Annotated in this window: 14 protein-coding genes; 2 read left to right on the top strand and 12 right to left on the bottom strand. The window is 73.3% G+C overall.

The features are described 5' to 3' along the window. Positions 1 to 158: 158 nt before the first annotated feature. Positions 159 to 467 (bottom strand): co-chaperone GroES, encoded by a 309-nt coding sequence (gene groES, locus WD250_03970; protein MEX2619356.1) that lies wholly within the window; start codon positions 465 to 467, stop codon positions 159 to 161. A 270-nt stretch (positions 468 to 737) separates the two neighbouring features. Here groES and WD250_03965 point away from each other — a divergent pair, with 270 nt between their 5' ends. After that, complete coding sequence (locus WD250_03965) at positions 738 to 1,217, top strand: transcriptional regulator (GenBank protein MEX2619355.1); 480 nt, start codon at positions 738 to 740, stop codon at positions 1,215 to 1,217. Positions 1,218 to 1,280: 63 nt separating this feature from the next. On the opposite strand, the gene WD250_03960 is transcribed toward WD250_03965, so the two are convergent. From WD250_03960 to tsaE, 5 genes are read right to left on the bottom strand one after another with little or no spacing between them, the layout of a single operon-like run. Continuing rightward, positions 1,281 to 2,129, bottom strand: a complete 849-nt coding sequence (locus WD250_03960) for a GNAT family N-acetyltransferase (GenBank protein ID MEX2619354.1) — start codon at positions 2,127 to 2,129, stop codon at positions 1,281 to 1,283. After that, positions 2,126 to 3,142 carry a tRNA (adenosine(37)-N6)-threonylcarbamoyltransferase complex transferase subunit TsaD gene (tsaD, locus tag WD250_03955; GenBank protein MEX2619353.1) on the bottom strand — a complete coding sequence of 339 codons (1,017 nt, stop codon included), beginning with the start codon at positions 3,140 to 3,142 and terminating at the stop codon, positions 2,126 to 2,128. The genes WD250_03960 and tsaD overlap by 4 nt, the downstream gene beginning before the upstream one ends. Next, positions 3,142 to 3,801 (bottom strand): ribosomal protein S18-alanine N-acetyltransferase, encoded by a 660-nt coding sequence (gene rimI, locus WD250_03950; protein MEX2619352.1) that lies wholly within the window; start codon positions 3,799 to 3,801, stop codon positions 3,142 to 3,144. Before rimI ends, tsaD begins: the two co-directional genes overlap by 1 nt. Then, positions 3,798 to 4,547 (bottom strand): tRNA (adenosine(37)-N6)-threonylcarbamoyltransferase complex dimerization subunit type 1 TsaB, encoded by a 750-nt coding sequence (gene tsaB, locus WD250_03945; protein MEX2619351.1) that lies wholly within the window; start codon positions 4,545 to 4,547, stop codon positions 3,798 to 3,800. Before tsaB ends, rimI begins: the two co-directional genes overlap by 4 nt. Positions 4,548 to 4,556: 9 nt before the next feature. Next, positions 4,557 to 5,114, bottom strand: coding sequence for a tRNA (adenosine(37)-N6)-threonylcarbamoyltransferase complex ATPase subunit type 1 TsaE (gene tsaE / locus WD250_03940; protein ID MEX2619350.1), 558 nt, complete (start codon positions 5,112 to 5,114; stop codon positions 4,557 to 4,559). A gap of 104 nt (positions 5,115 to 5,218) precedes the next feature. On the opposite strand from tsaE, the gene WD250_03935 reads away from it, so the two are divergent. Then, positions 5,219 to 5,980, top strand: coding sequence for an enoyl-CoA hydratase (locus WD250_03935; GenBank protein ID MEX2619349.1), 762 nt, complete (start codon positions 5,219 to 5,221; stop codon positions 5,978 to 5,980). A gap of 150 nt (positions 5,981 to 6,130) precedes the next feature. Here WD250_03935 and WD250_03930 read toward each other — a convergent pair whose 3' ends face one another. From WD250_03930 to WD250_03905, 6 genes are all read right to left on the bottom strand, one after another. Then, positions 6,131 to 6,253, bottom strand: a complete 123-nt coding sequence (locus tag WD250_03930; GenBank protein MEX2619348.1) for a hypothetical protein — start codon at positions 6,251 to 6,253, stop codon at positions 6,131 to 6,133. 50 nt (positions 6,254 to 6,303) lie between these two features. Next, complete coding sequence (locus WD250_03925) at positions 6,304 to 7,269, bottom strand: P1 family peptidase (protein MEX2619347.1); 966 nt, start codon at positions 7,267 to 7,269, stop codon at positions 6,304 to 6,306. Between the two features lie 140 nt (positions 7,270 to 7,409). Further along, complete coding sequence (locus tag WD250_03920) at positions 7,410 to 8,033, bottom strand: hypothetical protein (protein MEX2619346.1); 624 nt, start codon at positions 8,031 to 8,033, stop codon at positions 7,410 to 7,412. Positions 8,034 to 8,721: 688 nt separating this feature from the next. After that, entirely contained in the window at positions 8,722 to 9,507 is a 786-nt protein-coding gene (locus WD250_03915; GenBank protein MEX2619345.1) for a hypothetical protein, read from the bottom strand. Further along, positions 9,504 to 10,259, bottom strand: coding sequence for a twin-arginine translocation signal domain-containing protein (locus WD250_03910; protein MEX2619344.1), 756 nt, complete (start codon positions 10,257 to 10,259; stop codon positions 9,504 to 9,506). Before WD250_03910 ends, WD250_03915 begins: the two co-directional genes overlap by 4 nt. Beyond that, the coding region (locus tag WD250_03905) for a hypothetical protein (protein ID MEX2619343.1) at positions 10,256 to 10,747 on the bottom strand (492 nt) is incomplete at its 5' end. The genes WD250_03910 and WD250_03905, both read right to left, overlap by 4 nt.

Below are 10,747 nucleotides of genomic sequence, written 5' to 3'. Positions count from 1 at the left end.
CGTTGCGGCCCTTGGGCCCCAGGGTCACCTTGACCGCGTCGGCCAGCTTGTTGACCCCGGTCTCCAGCCTGCGTCGAGCGTCCTCGTGGAACGCGAGTTGCTTTGCCATATGCATTACCTCCTAGAAACCTATGCCCTGATATGGGTCGGTGGTGGGCCTACTTCTCGACGATCGCGAGGATGTCGCGGGCGGACAGGATGAGGTAGTCCTCGCCCTTGTGGGAGATCTCGGTCCCGCCGTACTTCGAGTAGACGACCGTGTCGCCCGCCGAGACGTCGAGCGCGATGCGCTCGCCCTGGTCGGAGATCCGCCCGGGACCGACGGCCACGACGGTGCCCTGCTGGGGCTTCTGCTGCGCGCTGTCGGGGATGACCAGACCGCTGGCCGTCACCTCCTCGGCTTCATCGGTCTGCACCACAACGCGGTCTTCGAGTGGTTTGAGCGAAACCTTCGTGGCGGTCGCCATATGCCGTCCTCCTTCGATCATCTGCGGGTGCCGGGGAGCGTTGGCACTCCCCATGCCTGAGTGCCAGTTGGACATTAGCAGTCAGGTGCGTCGAGTGCAAGCGTGCCACCGCCGGATCTGAGCCTGATACGCTCAGGTCTACCACCTGGATCAGCCTCGTCACGCAGGGTAACGCCGTGGTACCGTGCCCACGGAAGTACGGCCAGGTGGTGCACGACAGCCAGGAACGGATGGTCGAGTTCCCGCGAGTCCGCCGCGTGGAGGTGTCGGGTGACGGAGTACCAGCATCGGCTCGGGGATCGCCTGCGTGCCATCCGCCAGCAGCAGGGATTGACCCTTCAGCAGGTCGAGGAGGTCTCCGGCGGCCGCTGGAAGGCGGTGGTGGTCGGCTCCTACGAGCGTGGGGACCGCGCGGTGTCCGTCCCCAAGCTGGCGGAGCTGAGCGAGTTCTACAACGTCCCGGTGTCGGAGCTGCTGCCGAAGGAAGACCCGCTGACCCCCGCGCAAGCCGCGCCCCCGACCACGGTCATGCTCGATCTCCGGCGGCTGGCCGGCCCCGACCTGGACCCCGACCTCCTGCCCGTGTTCCGCTTCGCCCACACCATCCAGCTGCAGCGCGGCGACTTCAACGGCAGCGTGCTGACGATCCGGGCCGAGGACCTGCGTGCCCTGTCGGTGGTGTACGGCACCGGGCCCGACGAGTTGATCCGCCGACTCGAGGGCGAGGGCCTGCTCACCCCCGCTCGGTAGCGCTCGCCTCCCTGCATCCTCGTGGTGTCGCTGGGGTGACCGCCACATCCGGCACAGCCAGCATCAGCGCAACGCGAGCAGCCAGGGCCCCCGGTCCGCGAAGCCGGCCCGCCGGTAGGCGGCGATGGCCGCCCCGTTGTCCGCTCGCACGTGCAGCGTGACGCACGGTAACCCCTGGGTGAGCAGCTCGGCCGTCACGGCCGCGATGGCGGCGGATCCGAGGCCGAGCCCACGCCACGGCTCCTCGACGTACACACCGGCCAGCTGCGCGCCCCGGCGGGGCGACGACAGCGACAGGTCGATCTTTGCGACGCTCAGCCCGTCGCGCTCCAGCACCCAGGTCGCGCCGGCCGTGATGCTGTCGTGCATCCGCGCCCGCACGGCGGCGCGGCCGGCCCTGGATATCTGGGGGCCCATGCGGTCCTCGACGTGCAGCCGGCAGGCGAAGTCCGTCAGACGCTCCAGCTCTGCCGGCTCGGCCCGGCGCAGACCCGGCAGGTGGGGCGAGCCGAGCGGGGCGGTGGTGGCCATGAACCGCTGCTCCCGGGCCGAGTGGCGACGGCGGAAGAACCCTTTGCTGCTCGCGTCCAGCAGCGCCTGACATGGGACGGCATCGCCGAGCAGGACCCGCCAGTCGGCGTGCTCGGCCGGTCCGGCGAACGCCGTGGCGGCCTCCGGGTCGCCCGCCGCCATCACCGCCCCGGACGCGCCGATGTAGAGCACGCCGACCGGGTCGGCGGGTGGCCAGACCAGGAAGCGGACGTGTTCGTGGCGGTCCAGTGCGTCGAGCAGGTGCTGGTGGGCCATCGGGTCGCTGCGCCCGTCGAAGCCCGACTCCAGCAGCCCCGTGAGGCGCTCGATCCCCGGCTGGTCCAATCGGCGGGCGCCGGCCGACGCGGTCGGGGCGCTCACGCCGGCGCCTCCGCCCAGGCCAGGCCCGGGTCAACGGCGACGTCCAGCGGTGAGCGCTCCCCTGCGGACAGGCGGTTCCAGCCTGCTGCGGCGATCATGGCGCCGTTGTCAGTGCAGAGCCCGGGGGACGGGGTCTGCAGGCGCAATCCCGCCTGATCGCAGGCCTCGGCCATCCGTGCCCGGAGCCGGCTGTTGGCCGCCACCCCCCCGACCATCGTCACCTGTCCGACGTCGTGCTCGCGGGCGGCGGCAACGGTCTTGCGAACCTGCACATCGACGATCGCCTCCTGGAACGACGCGGCCACGTCGGGGATGTGGATCTCCTCGCCGGCGCCCTGTCGTCGACGGAGCTCCCGCACCACAGCGGTCTTCAACCCCGACAGCGAGAAATCGTAGCCCTGCTGGCCGAGCATCGCGCGGGGGAACGTGATGGCGCCGGGGTCCCCCTCGCGAGCAAGCCGGTCGATCTCCGGGCCGCCGGGGTAGTCGAGCCCCAGGAACCGGGCGATCTTGTCATAGGCCTCGCCGGCGGCGTCGTCGACCGTGGCGCCGAGCGTCGTGAAGCCCCCGGCGGCGCCGAGCAGCACCAGGCTGGTGTGGCCGCCGCTGACCACCAACGCGACGATGGGCGGTTCCAGCAGCCCGTACTCCAGCTGACCGGCGTAGACGTGGCCCTCCAGGTGGTGCACGCCGATGAACGGCAGATCGCGCGCCAGTGCCAGGGACTTCGCCGCTGCGACACCCACCAGGAGCGCCCCCACGAGACCGGGGCCGACGGTCACGGCCACGCCCTCCACGTCGGCGTACGTCGCCCCGCCCTCCACGAGCGTGCGGTCCAGAACCGGCAGGAGCAGCTCCAGATGTGCGCGCGCAGCGATCTCGGGGACGACGCCGCCGTAGGGACGGTGCTGCTCGACCTGCGAGCCGATGACGTTGGATCGCACCCGGACCCCGTCCTCGACGAGCGCCGCCGCCGTCTCGTCGCACGACGTCTCGATCCCGAGGACCAGCACTACGGGACCTCCAGACCCCGGCGCCCCTTGACCCACGGGACGTGCAGGTCGGGTGCCCCGCTGGCACCGCCCGGATCGCCCAGTCGGGCGGCCTGCGCGGCCAGGCAAGCGCCCATCTCGTCGCTCTGCAGCTCGCTGATCCACATGATCAGCGCATCCTCCCCCGTCTCGGCGTAGTAGCCGGGCCGCACGCCCACCCCCGCGAACCCGAACGCCGTGTAGAGGCGCTGGGCGCCCCGGTTGGCGACGCGGACCTCCAACGTCGCCGCGCGCGCACCCACGCGGCGCGCCTCGGCCAGCAGCGCGTGCAGCAGACGGCTGGCCACCTTGCGGCGGTGGTGGTGGGGGTGGACGGCCACGGTGGTCACGTGGGCGTCGCCCTCCCCCGGCCGGCCGTGGTCCCCCGGCTGCAGGATCAGCCCGGTGTAGCCCACGACCTCCCGACCGACGCGCGGACCGAGAGCGGACCCCCGCCGAGGGGCAAGCGCGACGAGGTAGCGCCGACTCGGACCCTGCGCCAACTCCGCGGCGAAGAGGTTCGGTGACCACGGCCGCGGATAGACCTGCTGTTCGATGGCGAGCACCGCGCGCAGGTGGCGGCGGCGCATGGGCACGACGGTGACACCGGCCAGGGCGTGACGGTGCAGCTGGGCGATCACGGTCCCACCTCGCCCGCCGCCGCGGTCGCGCCGCTCGGCCGGCCGCCGAACAGCGCGCCCCGCTGCTCCCAGTTGATGCGCGCGTCGGCCTGCCGCAGGTAGACGGCCTTCAGGTCCTCCGGCCGCTGGGTCTCCTCCCGCAGGAAGCGGGGCAGGGCCAGCTCCACGAGGCACCGGGCGCTTGGCGAAGCGGTCGCGGGGGACCCCGCCACGGCCGCACCGGCGGACTCCAACAGGGCCGCCGTGGCGATCGCGCCGTCACCCACGGCGAGCACGTCCTCGCGGATGGCCTCGACCTCGGCGGCCAACCGCATGGGCGGGCCCACCCGCAGCTCGCTGACCCGCTGCATGCCGCCCGGGGCGTGGCGGTAGAAGCCCCAGAAGAGCTCGCCGCGGCGCGCGTCGAGCACGCTGCACACCATGGGGGGCCCGTGGCGCATGGAGAAGGCCAGCAGGTCCAGGGACACCAGGCCGACCACCGGCAGGCCGCGGGCGTGCGCCAGGGACTGGGCCGTCGCGATCCCCACCCGCATGCCGGTGTAGAGACCGGGCCCGAGGCTCACCGCGATGCCGGAGATCGCGCTCACGTCGAGGTTGGCCTGGCGCAGGCAGAACGCAATGGCGGGGGTGAGGAACTCGGCGTGGGACTGCGGGCGACCGAGCGTCGCTGCCGCGACGACCTGCTGCTCGGTGGCCAGGCAGACGCTCGACTGCGAGGTCGATGTCTCGATACCGAGCACCAGCATGGGGTCCTCTCACGACTCCTCTTCGTGCCGCGTCCAGGGCGACAGGTCGGCGGCCAGGTCGGTGAGCCGCCGGGCCCAGTCGGCCCCATGGGGTCGCACCACGATACGCCGCGGTTCCTGCAGCGGCACGTCGCCCTGGGCGCCGGACGCCGCCGACCCCGGTGGCAGGTCCTCCAGGGACAGCTCGACCTCGAGGTAGTCGGCGGGCAGCAACGGGCTCATCGCGTCGCCCCACTCGATGAACGTCACGTGCGAGGCGGCGAGCACGTCCTCGTAGCCGAGATCCTCGACCTCGCGCAGCGTCTCCAGCCGGTACACGTCCAGGTGCACGACCGGGTGGCGGCCGCGGTACTCCCGCCGCAGCACGAACGAGGGGCTCGTGACCCGTTCGGTGACCCCGAGACCCTGCGCCGCGCCCTGCACGAAGCACGTCTTGCCCGCGCCGAGCTCCCCGGTGAGCGACAGCACGTCGCCCGGACGCAGGGCCGCCGCGATCGCGGCACCGAGTGCCCGGGTGTCGTCCGGCGTGGCGGTGGCGAGATGTAGGTCGCGGGCAGCAGGCGGCAACGGGGGTCCTCGGCGACGGTGGCCAGTGCCCACAGCATCGCACGACCGGCATCGCGCGCCCGTATCGTGGCCGGTCGACCGCCCGTCCGAGACCGGAGGCGCCCATGCCGACGACCCGCCTGGAGGAGCTGACCGACGGCGTTGCCCTGCTCACCCTCACCGACCCGGAGCGACGCAACGCCCTCGGTCGGCAGATGAGCGCCGAGCTCACCGCCCACTGCCGGGACCTTTACACCGACGCGTCCGTGCGGGCCCTGGTCGTCGCCGGGGAGGGACCGGCCTTCTGCGCGGGTGCCGACCTGCCGGTCCTGTTCGGTGATCCCGACCGGCCGGTGACCGAGGTGCACGACGACCTGCGGGACTACTACGGGCTCTTTCTGGCCGTGCGCGCGCTGCCGTGCCCCACCATCGCCGCGGTCGGGGGGCCGGCCGTCGGGGCCGGGCTGAACCTCGCCATGGCCTGCGACCTACGGGTCGCCGGACCCGCCGCCGCCTTCGGCGCGACCTTCGCCGGGATCGGGCTGCACCCCGGTGGCGGCGCCACGTGGTTCCTCGTGCAGGCCCTGGGCCCGGGACGCGCGCTGCGCACCCTGCTGCTCGGTGAGACCATCGACGCCGACCGGGCCGTCACCTGGGGCCTGGCCGACGGACCCGAGCCCGACCCCGTCGAGGCCGCCGTCGCCCTGGCCACGCGCTTCGCCGCCGTCGACCCCGCCCTGGCCCGCCAGATCAAACGGGGGGTCGGCATTGCCGTGGAGACCGGGGACCTGCGGGCCGTGATGGAGTACGAGACCTGGGCCCAGGCCGCGTCGGCCTCGTCGCCGCAGCTGCAGGCCTGGGTCGACCGCTTCCGCACGCAGCCCTGATCCTCGCCGAGAAAGATCCCAAAGCCATCGCGCAGGGCCGGGCGTGTGGCGGCCGATGGACGGCCCGGGGCGCTGCTGCTCGACCACGCCGGACCCACCGCACTTACCCGCCAGGTCGTCGTCCGCATCACCGACGACGACGCGGGCGCGTCAGCCGATGACGGCGACCGCATCCTCGACCGCTTGGCCACCCTGGATGGTCATGGCGGTAGCGGGCTCGGCCACCCCGTGGCCCGGGCGCTCGGACCCACCGACCACGTCGAGCTTCACCACGACGGCGCTGCGTTCGTCATGGCCCTGCCTGCCGCCTCGCCACCCGACTCTCAGGTGCCGGGGGTCGTGCGGGCGCGTGGGTCGACGGGGAAACCGGGGATGGCCGTGGCGTGGCGGACGCCGGCGCGCACCGCCGCAGCGACGGCCTGCGCCGCGAGGTCCGCGACGAGGTCCACCCCGGCGTCCACCCGCTGGGCGGCAAGGAGGAACAGCGCGTCGCCGTCGAATGAGGTGTGCGCCGGCGAGACCGACCGGGCGATGCCGGTGTGCGCGAGGTCGGCGGCGCGGACCGCGTCGGGTTTTGACAGTCGGGCGTCGGTCACCAGGCACCCCACGATCGTGTTGTCCAGGGGGTCGGGGGCGTTCCCGGCCTCGGGCGCGGCGGACAGCGCCGCGGCGTGCTGCGGAAAGCGCGACGCGTCGCTGGGTGCGCGGGAGCCGCCCAGGACGCGGTTCTGCTCGTCGAGGACGTCACCCAACGGGTTGACGGCCACGAGCGCCCCGACCGTCACCCCGCCGTCGCGCACCACCGCCCAGCCCTGGCCGCCCTTGGAGCCGTACCCGATGCCGGCGGCCTTGCCGACGGTGCAGCCGGCGCCGACGCCCACCGACCCCATGGGAGGGTCGGCGTCGGACGCAGCCTCGCACGCCGCCCACCCGGCGTCCCGTCCGGGCCGGGGCGTGCCGCGTAGCCGGAGGTCGAAGACGATCGCACCGCCGACGATGGGGATGCGCGCGACCGCCTTGTCGTAGCCGATGCCGTTGGCTTCGCACCAGTCGACGACCCCGTCGGCGGTCGCCAACCCGAACGCCGAGCCACCGGACAGCACGATCGCGTGGCACTCCCGAACGCTGCCCGTAGCGCCCAGCGCCGCCGCCTCGCGGGTGCCCGGTGCACCGCCGCGCACCGCGACGGCACCCAGCGATCCTGGCGCGGCGAGCACGACCGTGCAGCCGGTGTGATGCTCCTCGTCGGTCCAGCACCCGACCTGCACGCCGTCGACTCCGAGCGCCACGCTAGTGTGCCGGTGTTGGGTGGACCGTCATCGGAGCAGGGTTCATGGTGGGGCCACCATCGCAGACGCCGCCGCCGGTTGATCGCGACCTCGTTGACCGCCATCCCCGACAGGGTACGGGCACCATCCTACCGGCACCGTTATTTCGCTCCAGGCACTAGCGATTCGGCCGTGACCGCGACCGGCGTCGATCGGTTGGTGGTGGTTGCATCTCCGAGCTGGCCGTGCTCGTTGCGCCCCCAGCACGCCACGTCGCCGTCTTCGCGCAGCGCGCACGTATGATCCCAACCGGCGGTGAGCGCGACCGCGTCGTCGATTCCCTCCACGCTCACCGGCGTCGACCGGGTGATGGTGGTCCCATCCCCGAGCTGGCCGTGCTCGTTGTCCCCCCAGCACGCCACGTCGCCGCCTTCGCGCAACGTGCACGTGTGAGCCAGGCCGGCGGCGACCGCGACCGCGTCGCCCAGGCCCTCGACCGCTACGGCAGCAGGCCGTGCGCGGTCTGTGCCGTCGCCGAGCTGTCCCCAGTCGTTGACGCCCCAGCAGGCCACGGAGCCGTCGGCCCGCAGCGCACAGGTGTGCATGCCGCCGGCGGCGATCCCGACCGCGTCTGTGACTCCCTCGATGACGACCGGGATGCCCAGGGGGCGGTCAGCATCATCCTCGCCCCAGCAGGCGACGGTGCCGCCGGCCCGGACGGCGCACGTGTGCATGCCGCCGGCGGCGAGCGCGACCGCGTCGGCGAGCGGGCGGTGTGCGAGCAACCCGGCCCACCCCGGCGCCCGCACCACACCGAGCGGGTGGCCCCTTCCCCGCGGGTGTGGCGACCGAGCTGGCCGGATCCGTTGCCCCCCCAGCACCAGATGCCGCCCCCTTGCCCCAGCGCGCACGTGTGACCCAGGCCGGCGGTGACCCCCACCACGTCGTCCACGCCCTCGACCGCCACCGGGACGCGTCGAGTGGCGCTGTCGCCGTCATCGAGGACACTCGTGCCGTCACCGACCTCGCCGAAGAAGTTCTCCCCCCAGCAGGCCACCGTGGCGTTGCTGCGCAGCGCGCACGTGTGGGCCTGGCCAGCGGCGACCACGACTGCGTCACGCAGTCCCTCGACCCTGACCGGGGTGGCCCGGTCGGTGTCGGTGCCGTCACCGAGTTGGCCGAACAGGTTGTTGCCCCAGCAGGCCACGGTTCCGTCACCCACCACGCAGCTGTGCCCGTCGCCGGCGCCCAGCGGCCCGCCCGCGGCCGCGCCGTTGGTCCCCGGTCCGGCTGGCTGGGGGGTGTCGGTCCCGCCCGTGCAGCCTGCCACCGCCAGCGCGAGCGCCACCACGAACCCGGCGGGCACCAGCCGCCCCAGCCTGCGTGCCCGGTCAGCCATCGTCGCCACCCCTTCGTCCCGCGTGGGCCTGCGCCCGTCATGCCCCGGACACGCCGCCGCCTGCCGCGGCGCGGTCATGCCGGGTCCACCCGCAGCGGCGCGCGCGCCACGAGCACCCACACAAACGCCCACGCCAGCAGCCAGCCGATCACAAGGGCGACCACCGGTGGGGGCAGGGGCAACGGCACGGGCAGGCTGATCCCCGGCTCGGCGACCGCGAGCAGCGCAAGGCTCACCGGGACGCACCCCAGGCCGACGAGGCGGCCCCGCGCGAAGCCCGCGGTCAGCAACGCACCCAGGGCGGCCCACAGGGTGAACACCAGCCAGTGCACCACGACCACGCGCCACACACCCGTCCACGGCTGCTGCAGCATGAACGTGTACAGACCCCCGGCAGCGACCTGGCCGAGGAAACCGAAGAAGGATTCGTCGGCCCCGGTGGACAGCGCGTAGGGCCAGCCGGCGAGGCGGAACACCGCCCGTTCGACCAGCCAACCGGCGCCCACCACCACCGCCCCCCCGGCCGCGAGCGCCGTGCCAACCAATGGGGCCTGGCGCAGGAACGAACGCCGGGTCGCGCCGTGCAGCAGGTAGCGCGGCAGCATGACACCGACCAGGGAGTGACCGATCGCATACCCAAAGGCGTAGCGACCCAGTAGGCCGGCCACCGGACCCCACAGGGCGAACACTTCTCCTTCCGACACGAACTCGATGAGGACCCACAGGGCCGTGACGAAAGGCAAGCCAAGCGCTCCCATGACAACCCACGCTGATTCCCAGGTGAGCACGCGGGCCACCGTCGTGCGGGCTGGGGGTGCCACGGCGGTGCCCGCGGTCGGCTGGGTGACAGATTTGGTCATGACCTGCTCCTCGGCACGGGGGTGGCGCGCAGGACCCGCCAGGTCACCGCGCCGCCCGCCGCGATCACGGCTACGCACAGCGCCACCGCTGCCAGGAGCGGGGGTGAGACGGTGAACCCGACGCCGCCGGGCAGGGGGGTGCCGACCGCGCTCTCGGCCAGCGCGACCAACGCCAGGGCGGCCAGGAACCCCCAGGAGCGCGACGGGGAGTGGAACTTCGACGCGGCCACGGCCGCGCCCGCCGCCGTCCACAGCGCCATGATCAGCCCGTACTCGACGAACACCAGCCACACCTGCTGAGGTGTGTGGAACAGGTGGCTCCACAGCGGCAGGTGCGCCCAGTCCAGCGCCTGGTAGGCCCACGACTCGGCGGCCAGGCCGACGGTCCACACGGTCGCGAGCAGCAGCGCGTAGGCCGCCCCGACCACGGCCGCGGCGCGCAGGAAGTCGCGGCGGGTCTGGCCGTGGGTCACGTAGCGCGCCAGGTGGGTGCGGACCAGCCGGCGTCCCAGCGGGTAGGCGATGCCCACCCGCACGGCCACGCCCGCGACCGGCTCCCACAAGCTAGAGGGCGGCACCCCAGCCATCACCTGACTGACGCCGGCAAGCGCCACCACGGCCACGACCACGCCGCCGCACACCAGGCCAACCCTGGCTCTCTGCTCGGCGAAAAGGCGGACAGTTGCCTGCCGGCGCAGCCCTGGCAGATCCCCTGCCTTGACCTCCTCGTCGAGTTCGGTAGCCGGTGTCATCGCGCATCCTCCTCTGGGGTTCGCTGCACCGGTGTGGGTGTGAGGGCGCCGGCCGAGCCGTCACCGAGTTGCCCGGCGTGGTTGTAGCCCCAGCACGCCACGGCGCCGCTGTCCCGCACCGCGCACGTGTGACGGGAGCCGGCGGCGAGCGCGACCGCGTCCGTCAACCCCGCCACGGCCACCGGCGTGCGCCGGCCGGTGACGGTGCCGTCACCCAGCTGCCCAAACTCGTTGTCGCCCCAGCAGGCCACGGCGCCGCTGTCCCGCAGCGCGCACGTGTGACGGAAGCCGGCGGCGAGCGCGACCGCGTCCGTCAACCCCGCCACGGCCACCGGCGTGCGCCGGCCGGTGACGGTGCCATCACCGAGTTGCCCTGCGTTGTTTTGCCCCCAGCACGACAGGGCGCCGTCCGCGTGCAGCGCGCACGTGTGAGGCCCACCGGCGGTGACCGCGACCGCGTCCGCCAGCCCATCGACATCCACGGGCGT

The organism is Egibacteraceae bacterium (genome assembly GCA_040905805.1).
In the GTDB taxonomy this organism is placed as follows: domain Bacteria; phylum Actinomycetota; class Nitriliruptoria; order Euzebyales; family Egibacteraceae; genus DATLGH01.
The sequence above is the reverse complement of the archived record's forward strand: the minus strand, read 5'-3'. Positions and strand labels throughout refer to the sequence as shown.

Bases quoted from the DNA above. Each gene is read 5' to 3' on its own strand.
- groES (MEX2619356.1), bottom strand. From the start codon at position 467: ATGGCGACCGCCACGAAGGTTTCGCTCAAACCACTCGAAGACCGCGTT.
- WD250_03915 (MEX2619345.1), bottom strand. From the start codon at position 9,507: ATGACCAAATCTGTCACCCAGCCGACCGCGGGCACCGCCGTGGCACCC.
- WD250_03910 (MEX2619344.1), bottom strand. From the start codon at position 10,259: ATGACACCGGCTACCGAACTCGACGAGGAGGTCAAGGCAGGGGATCTG.
- tsaB (MEX2619351.1), bottom strand. From the start codon at position 4,547: ATGCTGGTGCTCGGTATCGAGACATCGACCTCGCAGTCGAGCGTCTGC.
- WD250_03935 (MEX2619349.1), top strand. From the start codon at position 5,219: ATGCCGACGACCCGCCTGGAGGAGCTGACCGACGGCGTTGCCCTGCTC.